Here is a 17,871-nt window from a genome sequence, read left to right as displayed (position 1 = left end):
AAACGGGTATTCCTATGTATTACACTGTGTATATAAACCGTGTTCAGCGATATAGTCCGCGACGACGTCGGGAACAAGGTAACGAATTGACCTGCCACTGGCCAAGCGCTGGCGAATATCAGTTGCCGAAATCGACAGCTGAATCAAACTTAACTCATAAAAGCCACCGGCACTGCGCACCGCCAGTTCCGCGGCGGTTGCCACCCTGCGCGGGGCGACAAAATTTGCCACCGCGGAATCCATTTGCAGTGGATAAGCGGCCCGATGTAAAACCACCACATTAGCCAAACTAAACAGGTCTGGCCAATCCCGCCAATGCTGCACTTTATTAAAGGCATCGCTGCCCATAATCACTGTGATCGACATCGCAGTCCCGCGCTCGGCCCGCAGTTCCCGTAAGGTATCTACGGTATACGACGGCTTTTCCCGCAGTAACTCGCGGCCATCGGCAAACAATCCAGCCTCACCAGCTACCGCCGCACTGACCATCGCAAGGCGCTGCACGCTGTCGGCGCCAGGCTCGCCTCGCAATGGCGGCCGATGACTTGGCAGCAAAGCCAATTCATCGACCCCAAGTTGTTCTTTAATCTCTACCGCCGAGCGCAAATGACCGTGGTGTATCGGATCAAAAGTGCCGCCAAAAATGGCCAGCGATGCAATGGGCTTAGCAGTGGTCGGCGCCGTCATTTAGCTGCGAATATGCCCATCGCCAAGTACCACGTACTTTTGCGAGGTCAGGCCCTCTAGGCCGACTGGGCCGCGGGCGTGAATTTTGTCGGTGGAAATACCAATTTCCGCTCCTAGGCCGTATTCAAAACCATCGGCAAAGCGAGTCGAAGCGTTAATCATCACCGAGCTGGAGTCCACTTCACGCAGAAAACGGCGGCCGGTGGTGTAATTCTCAGTCACAATGGATTCGGTGTGGGCAGAGCTGTACTGAGCAATGTGATCCATTGCCTCGTTAACATCAGCCACCACCTTAATGGATAAAATTGCAGCCAAATACTCGGTGCCCCAATCTTCATCACTGGCCTCTACTGCACCCATCAAGATTTGCCGCGTGCGCGGGCAACCGCGCAGCTCAACGCCTTTGGCGGTCAGCGCATCGGCAATGCTCGGCAATAACTCTTCGGCGCGACTCTCGGCTATCAGCAGCGTCTCCATGGTATTGCAGGTGCCGTAGCGGTGAGTTTTGGCATTTACCGCAATCGCCAGTGCTTTTTCGGCATCGGCTGCGTCATCAATATAAACATGGCAAATGCCGTCGAGGTGTTTGATTACCGTTACCGTGGCATCACGCGCAATGCGTTCGATCAAACCCTTGCCGCCGCGGGGCACAACAACATCGACAAATTCAGGCATGGTAATCAACTCGCCAACCGCGGCGCGGTCGGTGGTTTCCAGTACCTGAACCGCGTGCTCGGGCAGACCAGCAGCTAGCAGACCTTCGCGAATACAGGCTGCCAAGGCTTGGTTAGAGTGGATGGCCTCGGAGCCACCGCGCAAAATCGCCGCATTGCCCGACTTCAAACACAGGCTGGCGGCCTCTACCGTTACATTGGGGCGGGACTCGTAAATAATGCCAATTACCCCTAAAGGCACCCGCATTTTGCCCACTTGGATGCCGCTCGGCCGATAATTCAAGTCGGTAATGGCGCCAACGGGGTCGGCCAGTGCGGCAACTTGGGTCAAACCTTCAATAATGCCGGCGATACCTGCGGCATTCAGTGCCAAACGATCTAACAATGCCGCGTCTAAACCGGAGACTTCACCGGCGGCGAGATCTTTGGCATTGGCGGCGATAATCTCATCGCGCCGAGCGTCTACCGCCGCCGCTATTGCCAGCAGGGCGCGATTCTTAACGCCAGTATCGGCCGCCGCCACCAGACGGGCTGCTGCCCGCGCCTGACGACCGAGCTGATTCATATACTGCTTAATGTCCATGAGCCTTTCAATCCTCTCACCTCCACTACGCTGCGAAGGTCGAAATTTGTTAATTCTCCAACCGGAGAAACTAAAAAGGCCGCTAGTATAACGGATTGGAAAAGGACTCACTATCGACAATATCTACTGCGCCACGCCCAAGCAGGGTGGCTAAGGCCTTAAATCTTACTGAGACAAGGCATCGAGTACGTCATGCAGCGCATCTAGGCGCGCTACGGGCTCGTCGATACTGAGTATTTGATACGCATCGGCAGCAGGCAGGGGCAGCAATTGTGCCAAGCGATTGGCCAAAGCGCCCGCCTCGCCTACCTCTAAATCCATACCTAAACGCTGAACATGAGGGTGCTCACCAAGCTGCTGCAATAAATCTTGTAATTCACTGCCTCGCGGCGGCAGCGCGGTGTCGGCTAATTCGGCCAACCAAGTAATGTCGCCAATATATAAGCCGCCCTCGGCTTGGCGCGCCGACGCCAAGCGAAAACGCCGTCCACCTTCAACCACCACGCCCAATAGGCCATCGGAGGTTTGATCCCAGTCAGTGATGCGCGCTTCGGTGCCAATTAACGCCAAGGTCGCCTGACGTTCACCAGGCTTTAACACTTCAGCTCCGCCCTCGGGCAACCACACAATGCCAAAGCTTTGCTGCTCGCGCAGGGTGTCGCGAATCAGGTCTAAATAGCGGCGTTCAAAAATCCGCAACCCCATGCGCCCACCAGGAAACAATACGCTGCGCAGGGGAAATAGCGGCAACTCTACTAAAGTGGTGCCGCTAAGCTCAGACATTCCCTTCCGGCCCCAGCGGCTTCATTACCAAAATCAATTTTGGTAGCAACAACATGGCGCCCAGCAAAGCAGCCACCATGGCCAAACCGGTTAGCAAACCAAAATAGATGCTGGGGGTGAAGTTAGACAGCGCCAAAATTGAAAAGCCGAACACGATAATCACCGAGGTGTAATACATCGCTCTGCCGATACTAGCGTGGCAACGATACATGGTAGCGATGTAATTGCGATCTTTTGGAAACTCTTCTTTAAAGCGATGTACATAGTGAATGGTGTCATCAACACCGATACCTACGGTGATTGCCGCAATGGTGATTGTCATCATATCTAGCGGAATACCCGCCAAACCCATGCCGCCCAATACCGCACCCGCTGCCAGCAGGTTCGGTGTTAAGGCAATGAAAGCAAGACTCAAGGAGCGGAACAGCACCATAAACATGGCCAGTATTGCCACAAACACCGCGCTCAAGGTCATGATTTGCGAAGTAAACAAGCTTTGCAGCATATTGTTATACAAAACCAACATACCTGTGAGATGCACTTGCTCAGGCGCAAAGCCCAACTCGTTCACTAAATGGTCTTCAATATCTATTAATAACTGGCTCCGATTCAGGCTGCGGCTGGTTTCTTTCACCCGCACGCTAATCCGCACTTGGTCGACCTCGGCAGACATATAAGGATCAATCAAGATTGAGGAAATCGATTCGGGCAGCGAACGCTGGGCCAGCGCCAACTGCAGGTCGTCGACATTGCCCATAATGATTTGCATCAACTCATAAAAAGTAGACAGCGACAGAACTTTGCCGGTTTCCGGCAAATTGTCGACATAGTCGTGTACCGACTTAATACGCTGTAATCCAGCCACCGTAAACCACTCACTCTGGGCGGGACCTACATCGCCAAAATCATCGGCAAAGTCGTCGGCAAAAGCATTACTAAAGTCATCAAAATCATCGCCGCTCGCACTCGCAGGGGTCGCGGCAACTGGTTCTTTTTTGGGCAGGTCCAAGATAATATCAAGGGGGATGGTGCCACCTAATTCGGCGTCGATCGTCTCCATACCCTGATAAATTTCAGTAGTGTCGTGAAAATAATCAATAAAGCGGTTTTCAACCTTGAGCTGAGAGATACCGACCACACTCAGAATCAGCAAGCCCACCGACACTACAATAATTGTTTTACCGAAGTGCTCTGTGGCCTGCGCGAAATACCGCGTTGATCCACCCGACTCGGCACTCGCGGCCTTTTCGGCGCGGGGCTTTAGCAGCATTAGCACGCAGGGCATTACAAGAAATGTCAAAATTAGCGCCGATGTCACGCCGATGGTCATCATCCAACCAAAATCAATAACCGGACGAATTCCGCTAACCACTAGGGATGCAAACGCGACTAAGGTCGTTAATGACGTGTAAACACAGGGTCGCAGCATCACTGTGACCGTTTCTGACACTAAGCGAAATTGATCTGCCTCGGGTTCAGCGGCGGCGTATTCGCGAAAGCGCACCACCAAATGAATGGTGATCGACAACGTAATAATTAATAGTAAGGCAACAAAATTTGCCGAGATCACGGTGAGCCGCCAGTCGAGAAAACTCAGTAAGCCCAGCATAAACACTACATTCAACACGCAAGTCGACAAAGGGATAAGCACCCAGCGCAAACTGCGAAAAATCGCCACCAGCAACACCACAATAAACAGCAGTATACCCGCGCCAAACACCCGCAAATCGCTTTTTACAAAGGCGATCATATCCACTGCGATCATCGGCACACCACCGAGGAATACCGTGGCATCACCGCGATAATCTTTCACGATATCCCGCGCTAAAGCCACCAATTCGGCCTGTTGCTCGTGGGCCTCGGCATTATAATTGGCAAAGGTTTTCTCAAGGCTACTCAGCTCATCGCGCTCGTCGGGACCGATGGCGTCAGCCGCTGCTTTAGCGCGCAGCGCATCACGCTGATTTAGTAGCTCAAAGTAGCGTTCATCGCGCTTAATATTGACCTGAATTGCGGTAGTGCTGCCGTCAGTACTGGTTAGCAGCGACTTGTATATAGGGCTGGTCGACAACTCTTCGCGCACCATGTCCATATTAATATCTGGCGTGCGCAAAGTCGGAATATCGCCGGCCGTTACTTGACTTAGCGATACTCGCGGACTTTCTAGCAGTGGCACATCCAATATCGAGGTGACATTGGAAATATTAGGTAAGGTCGCCAGCCGATCGCGAAGCTCACCGAGGGTTTTCAGTTGCTCGGGGGCAAACAAATCACCTTTAGGCTGATAGGTGACCAACAGGAAATCTTCTGAGCCGTAGCGCTTACTAATCTCGCGGTAATACGCCAGCGACTCATCGCCCTCTAACACCAGCGCGTCCGCTGAGGCGTCTAGCTGCAAGGTGGGTATATAGCTTCCCAGCCAGCCAACCACTGCGAGTAAAATCGCCAACACCCAAAATGCATTACGCAGTACTACGCGCTGATACACCGACAATAACATTGTACTCATAGTTGTCCCTTAAGCATCTGCTGCCGGATTGGCTGCCCCGGCCCCGTTGTAAACTTGTTTTTATTCGCCCCAGCGCGGCACGAGATTCTGCGCCACACCGAGATGATCCAAAATTCTTGCCACCACAAAATCAATCACATCAGCCACGCTTTGTGGCTTGCGATAAAAACCCGGCGAAGCAGGCATTACTGTTGCGCCCATTTGCGTCAAACTGAGCATATGCTGCAAATGAATTGCCGATAAGGGCATTTCTCGAGGCACCAAAATCAGTTGGCGGCGCTCTTTGAGCGCAACATCGGCGGCGCGTTCAATTAAATTATTACTCGCCCCACAGGCAATGGCCGAGAGGGTGCCGGTACTCGCCGGACACACCACCATTGCGCTTGGCGCGCCGCTACCCGATGCCACCGCCGCCATCCAATCTTCGGGGCCGTGCACCTTAAGTTGTTCCGACGTACATTGAAAGCGCTCACACAAATGCCGCAACAAGGCGGCGGGCTTTGCAGGTAGGGTTTCCTCCGTTTCGGTCGCCACTACCAGCAGGGCCGCTTTCGAAATCATAAAATGCACTTCGCAACCAGCAGCCAACAAGCACTCCAACAACCGCAAACCGTATTGCGCGCCAGAGGCGCCGGTCATCGCGAGCGTTACCGACTTCATACCGGCTGCTCCCAGCGCTTGCGCAGCGCCGCAATAAGGCGCTGATGCACGCCACCAAAGCCGCCATTGCTCATAATCACCAAATTATCGCCCGCCTTTAAGCTCGCGCTAAGTTCGGCAATCGTCTGGTCAAGATCCACACTCAAGCGCGCCGGTGTGGTACTGCCGGCAATCACCGACTCCAGCGACCAGTTTAGTCCCGGCGGTTGATACCAAATAACGTCATCGGCTTGTGCGGTGGCCACCGCCAAGCGCTCCTTATAAATACCCATACGCATGGTATTAGAACGCGGTTCTATTAAAGCAACAATTCGCCCGTCGTTCACCCGCCCGCGCAGACCTTCTAAGGTTGTGGCTATCGCGGTGGGATGATGGGCAAAATCGTCGTACACGGAAATACCCGCCACCGTGGCCAGCAATTCCATACGCCGCTTTACACCCTGAAATTGATTTAAAGCCTCGATGCCATCTTTGGGCTGCACACCAATATGATGGGCCGCAGCCAGGGTACCCAGCGCATTATTTACATTGTGAGCGCCAGTGTGAGACCAATTTACACGGCCCTGCACAATGCCTTTATAAAGAACATCAAACTCAGAGAAATCGCCGCTCAGCACCTTAGCCTGCCAATCTGCGGCCTGCCCTTTTTCGCTACTAAGCCGTTCAACTTCACTCCAGCAGCCCATATCCAGCACTTCATCTAAGGATTGCGTGCCGGCAGGAATAATAATTCGACCAATGGCGGGCACGGTGCGCACCAAATGATGAAACTGGCGCTGGATGGCGGCTAAATCAGGGAATATATCGGCGTGGTCAAACTCTAAGTTATTGAGAATAGCGGTGTAGGGCCGGTAATGCACAAATTTTGAGCGCTTATCGAAAAAGGCACTATCGTATTCATCGGCTTCTATTACAAAGAAATCTGACGCTCCCAGCCGCGCCGACAAGCCAAAATCAGCGGGCACGCCGCCAATTAAGAAACCAGGCTGGTAACCGCAATCTTCTAAAACCCACGCCAACATACTACTGGTGGTGGTTTTACCGTGAGTGCCCGCACAGGCCAGTACCCAGCGACTTTGCAGCACATGATCGCTCAACCACTGGGGACCTGATGTGTAGGGAATACCGCGATTCAATACGTGTTCAACCGCGGGATTGCCTCGCGACATGGCATTGCCAATAATCACAAGGTCTGGCTCGGGCGACAGGTGCGCAGCCTCATAGCCTTCCATCAAGGTAATCCCTTGGGATTCCAGCTGAGTGCTCATTGGCGGGTAAACATTGGCATCAGAGCCGGTCACGGTATGGCCAAGCTCGCGGGCAAGAATGGCCAAGCCACCCATAAAGGTGCCGCAAATACCTAATATATGAAGGTGCATAAATATACAAACGCCACGCAGAAAAGTCTGTGTGGCATGGTATCACTGCTATGGCGCCAGCTCTACGCTGGCGCACCGCTTTGCGCGATTAGAAGTTAGCGCTTAAGGTCAGCCACACTTTTTCAGTGTCCATCAAGCTCAAGCCGCCACCATTAAAGCCTGTGCTATCGCCCGCACTGTAACTGGCGTAACGCAACTCTGCAGAATAAGGTCCCCAGCTTTTGGTGACCATACCGCCGAGCTCCGAACCGAGGTCGCTATCACCAGCGCTATTATCTTGCTCTGATTCAAAGTTGTGATAGGCCAGCAACCAATTCACGCCCAATGCCGCCCCACCAACTGTGAAGTAAGTGTCGTTAATGCCATCGCTGATATTACCCAAACCTTTGTTTAAGAACATATCGGTCCAGCCTTGAAATTTAAACAAGGTGGCCAGCGGCGTAATAAAGAAACCGTCTTTGTCGGCGCCCAGCGCTTCGTAGCCAAGACCAAGCGTTACTGGTGCGAGCTTATAAGTCGCCTCAGCAAGCATGTAGTCTGAGCTGTAATCGGCGGGATTTTTACCGGCACTGTCCTGCGTGGCATATTCAAGATTATACGCCAAGTCACCCGCCACGCCCTGCCAGCGAATACCGTAGGTATCGGTATCCATACGTTTAAAACCGGCGAAATTATCATCGGTCTCGAGCAAATAGGCGTAACCCGTCACAGTACCTGCTGGCAGAGTGTAACTCGCGTTCAATAAGTGGGAATCCATCTCGGTGTCGCCCACCGCGCTGGCTTCACCAAAAATACGGTTTACATTAGAAATGTGCGCGTAGTTCAGCTTAAGATTTTCGACACTGCTATTGGCGGCGGTAAACGCATCGTAAGTCTGCTCATTTTGACGCCAGCCAACGTGACCAACAAAGCGATGATTATCGTAGGTTAAGCGCTGACGACCATATTTAAATTCGCTACTCCAATTGCTATAGGCAATAAAAGCTTGGTTTACTTCGGTGCCTGCCGGATCGGCAATCAGTGAATCAGCAACATTGCCATTAACACTGTCATTTGAGTCACCCGCAAAATTACTCACGTCATCTAATTCCACAAAACCACTAAAGCCCTTAAGGCTATCCGTTTTGTAGTTCAACCGCGTTTTCAAGGTGAGGGCGTCACCCGTTTTGTTGCCACCCGCAGCCACGTCCTCAGCAACAGACTCATAACGCATACGCAAATTTAAGTGGGCTTCGCCCTTACTGAGGGCTTCGGTAATATTCTCTGCAGCAAATGTTGTTTGCGCCGCAGCACCTAGTAGGCCGATAGAAATAGCTAAGGGAAGTGCTTTCATTTTCAACATGAGGTCTCTCTTTTGGTAGGTATCGATAAGGTAAAGCAACAACACCGCAAACAGTGTTCCTTGCAAAGGAATTGCGATAACCAGCAAAAGCAAAACATAAGCCAAAAATGATAAATCAATTGACCAAATAAAAAAAAGCTTATTATTCATAAAGTTAAAAATAAATTAAAATCTGGAAATTATTGGAATTACACCGTCACACCAAATAGTGACATGAAATATTTCTGCAACAAATCTAAAATGATGCAATATTGCACCATGATGAAACCAAGCATTACAGCTCCGAAAAACTTATGCCCTAAATAGATGCGACAAGCAGTAATATTGATATGCGCAGATACGCCACCAATATTCGGCCAGCAGTTTAATAAAAGGAAAGCGTAACGACGAGGGCGTCGTAAATACGTGACAGTGATAATGTGGCGACGCAAGCACAGGGGTGCTAAAACCGAGGAAATATCTTAGTTCGCCACGCCTAGCTACCTATGCGAGCGAAACCGATATAGCCCATACTGAAAAATCGCTAAGGCATATAACTAATGGGGTAGTTAGGATAGGTGTAACGGGGAACAGCCTTCGCCTCAAACTTAAGCATAGCAATGCGCTGCAATAGTTTTTCTTTTAAATCCGGATTAAAAAAGCTCGACGAAACAATTTTACTGCCACTTACCGAACCGTCTGGTTCAATCGTTAAACTTACCACCACGGTGCCAGCTCGAATCGTGGTGTCTTTGCGCGCAGCCCGACTAAAAATGGCGTAGAACGCTGTTTTACTGCGATCAAAGGCAAGCTGAATTTCTTCCAAACTGCGCGATGGTTTAGCACCGCCCGCCGCTGCGCCGCCACTCCCGCCGACGGCCGCCGAGCGCGCCGCAATCGCGGCTAGCTTGGCTGTACTATGGCTACCAACTACCGTGCTGCTCTGTTCGCCACTAACACTGTGTGTACCGTAGTCGCCATGACCAGCACTTAACTTACTTGCCGAAAGCGAGTCGGTACTGGGCGCCGCAAGCTCACTTTTTACCGCGCCACGTTCTCTAAGATTCTTTTCACTGATCACCACATCGCTACTGGTATCACGCAATTGCGCTAATTGTTCACTAAAGGCCATTACCCCAGCTTAGCGGCCGCGGCTTTTGCTGCAGCTTGGCGCTGCGCGGCAGCCGCGGCTGCGGCCTGAGCCCGCTCTTGGGCACTTACGGAAGGAGTCGGTTTTGCCGGTCTAGGTTGGGGCATTACTTTTTTAACCACCGTTTTCGGCTTACTCACGGCGACAGGCTTTGACACCGCCGCGGCTTTAAGCACCGGCTTTGGCTTTGCAACCTCTTTTGGTAGAGGCTTTGCTTTTGGTACGGGCAAGAGTTCAAGAGCGTAACTGGTCGCAGGCTCTATTGGCGGCGCCTCGGGAACATCAAGTACCCAGAAGGGGGCAGCAACAAGCAGTAATAGCAGCAAGCTCACTACATTGAGCAAGATGCGCTTAAAATGCCGGTCGGCGGCTAAGGTAATTCCCCAGTAATCGCTTCCCAATGTGGCTTGGGCTAGTAGCGCACTATTCATGCTCCACCTCCCTGAGTAATTTCCCGCACGGCGAGGGAAACATGATCAAAGTTCGCATCAACACAGGTTGCGAGAATTTTCTTGAGCAAACGGTAGGGCGTATCGCGATCTGCAACTATATTCACATCTTTGCCGCTGCCCAATTTTTTCGAATCGGGCTCGCTTTTACCGCCGAACTCGTCAGCGCCAGCCACCGCAATGAGGGGCGCCAGCGCTGCCGCCAATAATGCCAATACCCGCTGCTCTGATTGCAGGGCGTCTTCAACACTCATTATGCGCTGTTCTTCCAGCAGTATATCGCTGGCACTTACCGCAACCGTTACGGTGCGTTGCGCCTTTTCACTGGCTAGCGAAGTGGGCAATTTTAAATTCTGATATTCTGGAATCACTTCTACTACTACGGCATTCACCAGCAAGTAAAAAACCAAAATAGCAAATATATCAATAAGCGAAACCACATTAATAGCAACATCGCGGCCAGCTCGCTTTACCTCGCGATTAAGTTTTCGCTCCTGACGTTTGCTCATGGTTTTGACTCCACTTCAGCGCTGTCTTGCGGTGCATCACCCATGGAAATTAACGGGAACAGCGCAGCGCTGCCATTAACACCCGCACTACCCGCTGGGTACTCTCGGCTGCTGTCCATAACCGCGACAATATCTTCGTAGGCAATATCTTCTGCAATAAACAAACTAATACTAGATTCGTCTGGATGGTCTTCTTTCAGGGCCACCAGCAGCTCAGCTAGCGCTTTAGTGTCGTATTTGCCGGATACTTTCGGCATAGCCTTGTCTAAACCCTCGCTATTGCTAATTTCTAAATGATCTTCAAATAGGCTGATTGCTAAATGCAATGCTGGCTTGTCATTCACCACCTGCTCAGCGTTAATCGAGGGCAAATTTAATTTTAGCGCATGTAATTTACTGGCCGAAATCGACGAACCAACCAATAAGAAAAAAACCAGTACTGCAAACACATCGATCATCGAGACAATATTCAGCTCGCCATCGGGGCGATGGCGCAACTTCCGTTTAAGACGACGTATTCGTCTTGAGCTGCGCGGCCCCTCATCGACATCTGGCTCTATATCAAACATGGCGCTCATCTTTAGACCTCAGTGCTGCAGCGCTTTACTGCGATTTATTACTGTTACAAACCGCGAGCAGGCCGACTCCAGCGTATCAACTAACTCCCCTGCCTGACTTTGCAAATAGGCATGTGCAAAGAGTGAGGGAATCGCCACCATCAAGCCAAATGCGGTACAGCTCATGGCCTCGGAAATACCCGCCGACAGCAAATTTGCTTTTTCAACAGGGTCGGCAGTCCCCAGCGCGCCAAAGGCGCCAATCAAACCCAACACCGTTCCGAGCAAGCCCAGCAAGGTCGCGGCGTTAGAAAACGTCGCTAAATAATGGGTCCGACGCTCAATGGCTGGCAGCAGTGCCATTAGGCCATCTTCAGTCGCAATTTCTACGTCGCTGCGGCGACTGTCGATTCGCGCTTGCTCAAGCCCACAATTCAAAATATGCGCAACGGCGAGCTTTGATTTACCAATTAACGCTTCGGCTTCGCTGATTTCGCCTGCGCTCAGCATTGGCCAAATCTTGGCCCAGAAGCGGCGGTTATCGCTAAGGGATTTAGTTAAAAAAACAAAGCGCTCAATGCTAATAGCGATGGCAAAAGCGAGCACCAGCGCTATTGGATACATAAAGTGGCCGCCGTTATTAAAAAACGTAATGAACGTCGAAATGGCTTCCATAATTCACCTCAAAAAATATCAAATTAAATTTCGTTATACGTTGGTATTGCCGCCAAAATTTTAACTACCAGTTATTGCGCTGCAGACGCCAATAACGATACGAGCGGTGCGCCTGATACCATTCGGCATAACGCTGAAACTCCTCAGCATTAACAGTTTGCGGGCCTTCGTCTATTAATTGCGGCGGGCGATCTAAATCACTCATTGGCTCTTCACCCCAAGGCATTAAGTACAAACCGACCGCCGCCTCGTCACTGCCGTGGATGGTTACGCCCATTGCTGGCTCGGCACTGGTCTCGACGCCATCCGCCAACTCTGCGCTAGCGGGCAGAGCCAGCCCCAAAGAAAACCCCAAAACAATAAGCAATAATGATTTCATTAGTTCACCTGCGACACATTCACCGCCACGTAGTCCGCGCTGGATTCCAAATTGTGGATCCAAGCGCTAACTAAAATATTGTCACCGCCGGTAAGCGCCTGATAGCGGCGGTAGTGCGTTAGCGCCTGGGCGCTTTGTTTAAACGCCGTCTCATAGAGAATACCCATATTCAAATGTGCCGGAGCGTAGTCATCGCGAACCGCCAGCGCCTTGCTATACCAGCCTAAGGCGGCGTCGAAACTGCCATTTTTGCTGGTGATATAACCCATCCAGTTAAGCGCTGCGACGTTCTTAGGTTCCCGCTGTAGCGCGGCTAAAAAATACTTGGCCGCTAATTCATACTGTTGTTGCCGCGCTGCAAGAATACCTAAATTTGTCCACGGCCCAGTCGAGCGCGGATGACTTTCGCTGAGCTTTAAAAAAGCGTGAGTCGCGCCGTCGCTGTCTCCACTTTTCATTAGCGCCAGCGCAGTATCAAATTCTGCCGACGACACCTTGCTTGTCTGCCGCGCAGATTTCATGGTCTGCGGACCAGAACTGCACGCGGCAACACTGAGTAATACAAGCGCGACGAGCACCTTAGTAAAGTGAATCATAGCTGTCCTCCAGTTGAGGCTGTTTACCGTATTTGGCGGGCGCCAATTCAATTAAGGCAAAAAGGCTTTGCCGCATGCCAGCAGTCCAAACCCCGTCGCGAACACGCGCAACATTGGCTTCAAAGGCACTAATTGCCTTTTCCTCAAAGGGATACGCCTGCTCCTCTAATAGCAGGGCGTACGCTTCCAGCACTTCGCCGCGCAATTCTCGTGGCTTTTCAGATGCCATTAATGCTTTAGCAAAGTCTCGGTATAAATTGCCCAGCTCATAGCTCGCTTTAGTGGTGATATCAGAAAATCCGTAAGCTGAAGCCTGCGCCAAACTGTCGATGGCGGTTTGCATAGCCCGCTGCCGCAGCGGCAAACTTTTTGCGATAGGCAAGCGCAGCTTGGCGCTATTGGCGCGGCGCACGTCAATCATCGCCAATTGCAAACTGGCATCTGCCGCCAGTAGTTGCGAGGCCGCGATAGGTTGTGCAGCAAGTTTGTCGGCAGTGATAATTTCTTTTAACCAGCGGTGATGAAGCTCGCTGTTTGCCGGTGCCATTTCAGCCAGGCGCTGCCGAAATTGCTGGGCCTCTAGCAAGGGCGCGGGAAACTGCGCAATATGATTTTCTATCGCCACTCGCGCCTGTTCGCGCAGCCCCGCTTGGTCGTAAAGCTTTGCCGCCATGAGGCTCGCTTGGCGACGCGTTTCAAGGGTTTCGCTAGCGACTAATGCTATGCGGGCATACACCCCAGCTGCCAAAGCGGGTTGCGCTGATTTTTGATAGGTTTCGGCAAGTAGTTTATCCGCATCGCCGGCCATTTCGTGATTTGGAAATTCGCTGCGAAAGCGCTGTAAAACATCGGCCGTTTGCTTCCAATTATTAACTGCATATAACTGCCCAGCGGCGTCAAAACTTGCATTAGCCCGCAGCACTGGATCAGGGCTTAAGTCGGCGGCACGCAAAAATAAATTTGCCGCCAGCGCGCTGTCACCGTCGGCTCTAAGCCCCTCCGCTCGGCGATAAACAGATACCGCCAAACGATCTTTAGCTATCCGCTGCAGCTCTGGCTCCCCAGCAATCATCGGCAATAACTTGGCGTAATACATCTCCGCTTTGTCAAAACTATTTTGTGCAAAGTAAGCGTCGGCAGTAATACTCAAAGCCTTGCTTTGCAAACTCGGCTCGGTCCACTGCGCATTTACAAGCAAGGGTTCGGCAATCGCTATCGCTTCTTGGTGGCGTTGCAATACGTATAGGTCTTCGGCACTGGCCAACAGTACTCGGCTGCGCTCTGGGTGCTGAGGGAAGGCCGCAGCCATTCGAGTACTGGCGGCGATCACCGCCTGCTGGGCCGCGTCACGCTCAGCCTCAGGCGCATTTTTCAGCCACGCGCGGTAGGATTTTACCGACGCCAACGCCGCATCGGCTGGCTTGCTATAGCTTGGCAGATCATAGGCCACCGCCATGTATTGGTCGGCCGCGGCTTTAACTTCGCCGCCATCAAATAAGGCGTCAGCGTAGCGCATACTGGTCGTGGCAAAATCGCTGTCGTTCGGAAACATCGCCAGCGCTTTGCGATAGCTTGCTGCCACTGCAGCAAAACGCTGCAGCCGTAAATCAGCTTCACTCACAGGCGTTTGCTGAGCCTCGGCATGGCGAAACGCTAATATCTCCATTGTATAGTCACGCAGCAAGCTACTAAGTTTGGGCAACTCCGCATCCGCCGCTCCACTGGCCTGTGCGGCGAGTAAATCCGCTGCGTAACGTTCAACATAGGCCTCTTGTGCGCTGATTTTTAAGCCAGTGAAACCACCTTGCTGATAAGCAGCAATCGCTTTTTCGCTGTGACTCATTGCCAATTCGTGCTGCGGGTAAGCGCTGGCAAAAGCATCAAAGACACTGGCGGCGTCGGTATACCGCTTTTTGCTCAATAGTAGTTCGCCGAGGCTGTTATAAACCAAGGGATAAAAATGATTGCCAGGCAGTTTGGCAAAATAAGCAGCAATATTGTGGCCGTCGGCCTTGGCCGCCAGTGCTAAACTCAAGCCCCGCACCGTATCGCGCACCAACTCTGCGCTGGCTTCCGGCACATAAGTTAGGAGCTGATCTACACTCGTCACTTCGCGGAGTGTCTTGAGCTGACTTAAAATCGCGGTAAAACTACCCACCGCAAGTTCAGGTTTGCTCAGCTGATACTGACTCCAGGCGTATTTATACTGCGCCATCTGCCAATAAGGCATAGCTGGGTTTTGGCTAATTAAACGTCCGTACTCGTCGGCAGCTTCTTGATAGCGCTTGCGCAAATACAACATTTCTGCCGAGCGAAATAAGGCGTCATTGGCACGCTGCGACTGTGGATAATCGTGCGCCAAATCCCGCAAGGTGTTGATTGCCAGTTCACTGCGACCGGATAATTCATAGGCCCGCGCCAACTGGTAAATTACGTGATCTTTATTGGGATAATCTGGAAACTCGGCAATAAGCCGTTTATACATTGCGGTTGCCGCAGCCACCTCCTGCATATTAACGTCGCCATCTCGCCCTGCCGCTTCAATGCGGAGGTCTGCAGATCGGCGCATAGCCTCGGCGCGAACACCCGGCGCGGAATCTAAACTTAAAACTTGCTGATAGTGGTTTAAAGCCTCCATTTCAACTCGCCGCCCCTCAGCGTCGGCGTCGGCAATTTTCTTTGGAGGCAGCTTCTTCATAAATAAGCGATCGGGATTCTGGCCATTGCGCTCCAGCAAACTGCCAATCGTCTGGGTCTCTCCGCGTGGCTTTAGTGCGGGCTGGCAGCCGGCAACCAGCACACTCAAACCAAGCAATGCCGGTAAGGCACAAGCCAATTGCAAAGCATGTAGTTTTTTAGCGGCAACACACTTCATCTGTTCGCCTCCCCGTCCCACACCACCTCAGTCATTTGGCGGCGCGTATTTTCATGGTTGCGCGCCATGGCAAAATTCGCCTCTGCCAAATAGCGCTCGGTGCGCAGGCGATATTTATTAATTTCAGCTAGGGCGGTTTGATCTAAATTAAGCCCCCACTGCGCGCTTAATTCGTCAATATTCTGAATAAGTGCGGCGCGCCGACCGGCCAAGGCAGCAACCGAATCGCCCCGTTCATCGCCTGTTAGTACACTGCGAATACGACCTAACTGACGAAACTCCCGCAGCGCAATATGAAAGCGCGCGCTGTCTAACAATAAATCTAAATACGCACCCTGCCGGTCTGCAGAGAGGTCACATAGCCAAATATCCCAACCGCTAAGATCCGCTTTGTCGGCTGCACTCACTGACTCGCGCAAGCCACCGCTGTGGATATCTGCCGCCGCCGAGTCTAAAAGCATTAATGATTCCTGCAATCTGCTGACCGCCGACACATAATAAGTTTCGGCCCGCGGCCCCTGCCCAGCCCAATGCGACATCGCGTATGGCAGAATTAATAAGCCTTCTTGCACAGCGGGGTCGAGGGGGTCGCGATTAATTAACTCCATCCACGGCACCATCGCCGCCTGTAGGTCTTCTTCTTTTGCGCCCGAGGCAATCGCCCATGCTCGGCGAAACGGAGTATGACGACGCGCCCAGGCGATATCGTCTTCTGAGCCTGACCACAAATACGCCATGCCTTTAGCGTTACTACCCGGCGCCATGGTGTCTTTTTCTGGCAGGGAATTGACCGCTGTCTGGCGAGGACTTAACAACGCCCAGCCCAACCCCACTAGGGCCTTATTCGCATAAGGGCCCAAACGCCGGACCTTGCTAAAATAGCTCACGGATTGCTCGCTATCGCCCTGCTGCAAAAAGTGAAATCCGAGCGCCAAATTAATTTTATCGCGAAGAATAATTTCATCATTACGCTGCGACTCGCCATTACTTAAGGCGGTGAGAATGGCAAGTCCTTCGCTATGCTGACCACGATTAAGGAGTTCGACGCCGCTATTATATTTGCGGTATATATCGTCATTGGTATGCTCTGCAGTTAGGCCACTCATACCCGCTAACTCACTGGGCACTGCTGGCAAACCCAGCTCAAACACACTTTGCCGCAATGCCTGCTGCAAGCGCGGCGAGAACTGGGCAACGCTACCGCCTTGTTTAACAAAATACATTGCGTCGGCAAGCGCTTCGAAGGCGTAGTGCCGCTGTGCATTAAAATACACAGCGCGCAGTAGAGGGTTGCTATCGCTATTTTCTGTGACGTTTTCAACGCCTCGGTCATGAACTGTAATACTGGGTTTTTCCAACCACTTTACTAAGCCATCGCTGATTAATTCCAATTCCAGTTGCTTATTGGCCGTCAGCGTAAATTCTTGGGTAATACTCGGCGAAAGCCGGTCGGCATTCGGCCCAGCCTCACGATTCAACACCACAAATTTGGCAGCGAGTTGGTGGCGCCCCGCCGATAAGTTAAGGGCAAGCAAGGGGTGCACACCACCATCAAATAAAATTTTTGATTCTTGCTCACTGTAGTTGTATTTAGCAATCTCACGACCGTCGATACTAAGCCTAACCGACTGTAGCGCTAAGTTTTCTGCGCGATGCGCAATATAAAAATGAAGTTTGTGAGCGCCTTCATCGGCGTTATTACGTGCGGCCAATCGCGACTGGCTATAAAAGTTTAAAGCCTCGGCTTTCACCACTGCGAGATCCGCGGCATGCGCGGTCACGGGCAGTAGCAATACCGCCACAAACCAGCAAATTCCCGATAAATTTCGCGTTAAAATTTTCACAAACGCCACCGATTCGTTGTGTTTTAACTGCATGATAATACCGCGCCTTAAGCACTCATTATCGCCATGATCTTAATGCTTGTACCGCAATAGCCGCGCCAACGAAATCGTATTTTTTGTATATGGCGAATTCACTTAGTTTTTACACCGAATTCACATCTGCTATGTGCTCTACACCACAAAAAATCCAAGAGCTAGAACCCGCGCAGCATAGAGCAAAACATTAATTTGCCCGAAATAA

The 17,871-nt window shown here is 51.7% G+C and carries 16 protein-coding genes; all 16 read right to left on the bottom strand.

Going from position 1 to position 17,871, the window contains the following annotated elements; all coding sequences use genetic code 11:
• Positions 1–12 precede the first annotated feature (12 nt).
• On the bottom strand, positions 13–687 hold the full coding sequence (nadD, locus tag P1U47_RS02620) for a nicotinate-nucleotide adenylyltransferase (protein WP_301026992.1): 675 nt from the start codon (positions 685–687) through the stop codon (positions 13–15).
• Positions 688–1,944, bottom strand: a complete 1,257-nt coding sequence (locus P1U47_RS02615; RefSeq protein ID WP_301026991.1) for a glutamate-5-semialdehyde dehydrogenase — start codon at positions 1,942–1,944, stop codon at positions 688–690. It abuts the gene before it with no gap.
• Positions 1,945–2,109: 165 nt separating this feature from the next.
• Positions 2,110–2,727: an LON peptidase substrate-binding domain-containing protein gene (locus P1U47_RS02610; protein ID WP_301026990.1), complete on the bottom strand. Its 618-nt coding sequence runs from the start codon at positions 2,725–2,727 to the stop codon at positions 2,110–2,112.
• A complete protein-coding gene (locus P1U47_RS02605; protein WP_301026989.1) occupies positions 2,720–5,236 on the bottom strand; it encodes an MMPL family transporter in 2,517 nt (838 codons plus the stop codon). Before P1U47_RS02605 ends, P1U47_RS02610 begins: the two co-directional genes overlap by 8 nt.
• Positions 5,237–5,296: 60 nt before the next feature.
• A complete protein-coding gene (locus P1U47_RS02600; RefSeq protein WP_301026988.1) occupies positions 5,297–5,896 on the bottom strand; it encodes a flavin prenyltransferase UbiX in 600 nt (199 codons plus the stop codon).
• Positions 5,893–7,275 carry a UDP-N-acetylmuramate:L-alanyl-gamma-D-glutamyl-meso-diaminopimelate ligase gene (gene mpl / locus P1U47_RS02595; RefSeq protein ID WP_301026987.1) on the bottom strand — a complete coding sequence of 461 codons (1,383 nt, stop codon included), beginning with the start codon at positions 7,273–7,275 and terminating at the stop codon, positions 5,893–5,895. The genes P1U47_RS02600 and mpl overlap by 4 nt, the downstream gene beginning before the upstream one ends.
• Positions 7,276–7,363: 88 nt before the next feature.
• Positions 7,364–8,617, bottom strand: coding sequence for an alginate export family protein (locus tag P1U47_RS02590; RefSeq protein WP_301026986.1), 1,254 nt, complete (start codon positions 8,615–8,617; stop codon positions 7,364–7,366).
• Between the two features lie 523 nt (positions 8,618–9,140).
• Positions 9,141–9,728 carry a hypothetical protein gene (locus tag P1U47_RS02585; protein WP_301026985.1) on the bottom strand — a complete coding sequence of 196 codons (588 nt, stop codon included), beginning with the start codon at positions 9,726–9,728 and terminating at the stop codon, positions 9,141–9,143.
• Entirely contained in the window at positions 9,728–10,177 is a 450-nt protein-coding gene (locus tag P1U47_RS02580) for a hypothetical protein (RefSeq protein WP_301026984.1), read from the bottom strand. Before P1U47_RS02580 ends, P1U47_RS02585 begins: the two co-directional genes overlap by 1 nt.
• Positions 10,174–10,704: a biopolymer transporter ExbD gene (locus tag P1U47_RS02575; protein ID WP_301026983.1), complete on the bottom strand. Its 531-nt coding sequence runs from the start codon at positions 10,702–10,704 to the stop codon at positions 10,174–10,176. Before P1U47_RS02575 ends, P1U47_RS02580 begins: the two co-directional genes overlap by 4 nt.
• Entirely contained in the window at positions 10,701–11,273 is a 573-nt protein-coding gene (locus P1U47_RS02570; protein WP_301026982.1) for a biopolymer transporter ExbD, read from the bottom strand. The genes P1U47_RS02575 and P1U47_RS02570 overlap by 4 nt, the downstream gene beginning before the upstream one ends.
• Before the next feature lie 18 nt (positions 11,274–11,291).
• Entirely contained in the window at positions 11,292–11,936 is a 645-nt protein-coding gene (locus P1U47_RS02565; RefSeq protein WP_301026980.1) for a MotA/TolQ/ExbB proton channel family protein, read from the bottom strand.
• 64 nt (positions 11,937–12,000) lie between these two features.
• The gene (locus tag P1U47_RS02560; RefSeq protein WP_301026979.1) at positions 12,001–12,315 is read right to left on the bottom strand and encodes a hypothetical protein; all 315 of its coding nucleotides are present in this window, start codon (positions 12,313–12,315) and stop codon (positions 12,001–12,003) included.
• Positions 12,315–12,911 carry a tetratricopeptide repeat protein gene (locus P1U47_RS02555; protein WP_301026978.1) on the bottom strand — a complete coding sequence of 199 codons (597 nt, stop codon included), beginning with the start codon at positions 12,909–12,911 and terminating at the stop codon, positions 12,315–12,317. Before P1U47_RS02555 ends, P1U47_RS02560 begins: the two co-directional genes overlap by 1 nt.
• Positions 12,895–15,786 (bottom strand): tetratricopeptide repeat protein, encoded by a 2,892-nt coding sequence (locus P1U47_RS02550; protein ID WP_301026977.1) that lies wholly within the window; start codon positions 15,784–15,786, stop codon positions 12,895–12,897. Before P1U47_RS02550 ends, P1U47_RS02555 begins: the two co-directional genes overlap by 17 nt.
• Positions 15,783–17,663, bottom strand: coding sequence for a hypothetical protein (locus P1U47_RS02545; protein WP_301026976.1), 1,881 nt, complete (start codon positions 17,661–17,663; stop codon positions 15,783–15,785). The genes P1U47_RS02550 and P1U47_RS02545 overlap by 4 nt, the downstream gene beginning before the upstream one ends.
• Positions 17,664–17,871: the final 208 nt, after the last annotated feature.

The sequence above is a fragment of the Zhongshania sp. genome, assembly GCF_029212375.1.
Lineage (GTDB): Bacteria > Pseudomonadota > Gammaproteobacteria > Pseudomonadales > Spongiibacteraceae > Spongiibacter.
Note: the sequence above shows the minus strand (reverse complement) of the source record. Positions and strands in the feature narration are given on the sequence as shown.

Bases quoted from the DNA above. Each gene is read 5' to 3' on its own strand.
- nadD (WP_301026992.1), bottom strand. From the start codon at position 687: ATGACGGCGCCGACCACTGCTAAGCCCATTGCATCGCTGGCCATTTTT.
- P1U47_RS02615 (WP_301026991.1), bottom strand. From the start codon at position 1,944: ATGGACATTAAGCAGTATATGAATCAGCTCGGTCGTCAGGCGCGGGCA.
- P1U47_RS02610 (WP_301026990.1), bottom strand. From the start codon at position 2,727: ATGTCTGAGCTTAGCGGCACCACTTTAGTAGAGTTGCCGCTATTTCCC.
- P1U47_RS02605 (WP_301026989.1), bottom strand. From the start codon at position 5,236: ATGAGTACAATGTTATTGTCGGTGTATCAGCGCGTAGTACTGCGTAAT.
- P1U47_RS02600 (WP_301026988.1), bottom strand. From the start codon at position 5,896: ATGAAGTCGGTAACGCTCGCGATGACCGGCGCCTCTGGCGCGCAATAC.
- mpl (WP_301026987.1), bottom strand. From the start codon at position 7,275: ATGCACCTTCATATATTAGGTATTTGCGGCACCTTTATGGGTGGCTTG.
- P1U47_RS02590 (WP_301026986.1), bottom strand. From the start codon at position 8,617: ATGTTGAAAATGAAAGCACTTCCCTTAGCTATTTCTATCGGCCTACTA.
- P1U47_RS02585 (WP_301026985.1), bottom strand. From the start codon at position 9,728: ATGGCCTTTAGTGAACAATTAGCGCAATTGCGTGATACCAGTAGCGAT.
- P1U47_RS02580 (WP_301026984.1), bottom strand. From the start codon at position 10,177: ATGAATAGTGCGCTACTAGCCCAAGCCACATTGGGAAGCGATTACTGG.
- P1U47_RS02575 (WP_301026983.1), bottom strand. From the start codon at position 10,704: ATGAGCAAACGTCAGGAGCGAAAACTTAATCGCGAGGTAAAGCGAGCT.
- P1U47_RS02570 (WP_301026982.1), bottom strand. From the start codon at position 11,273: ATGTTTGATATAGAGCCAGATGTCGATGAGGGGCCGCGCAGCTCAAGA.
- P1U47_RS02565 (WP_301026980.1), bottom strand. From the start codon at position 11,936: ATGGAAGCCATTTCGACGTTCATTACGTTTTTTAATAACGGCGGCCAC.
- P1U47_RS02560 (WP_301026979.1), bottom strand. From the start codon at position 12,315: ATGAAATCATTATTGCTTATTGTTTTGGGGTTTTCTTTGGGGCTGGCT.
- P1U47_RS02555 (WP_301026978.1), bottom strand. From the start codon at position 12,911: ATGATTCACTTTACTAAGGTGCTCGTCGCGCTTGTATTACTCAGTGTT.
- P1U47_RS02550 (WP_301026977.1), bottom strand. From the start codon at position 15,786: ATGAAGTGTGTTGCCGCTAAAAAACTACATGCTTTGCAATTGGCTTGT.
- P1U47_RS02545 (WP_301026976.1), bottom strand. From the start codon at position 17,663: ATGCAGTTAAAACACAACGAATCGGTGGCGTTTGTGAAAATTTTAACG.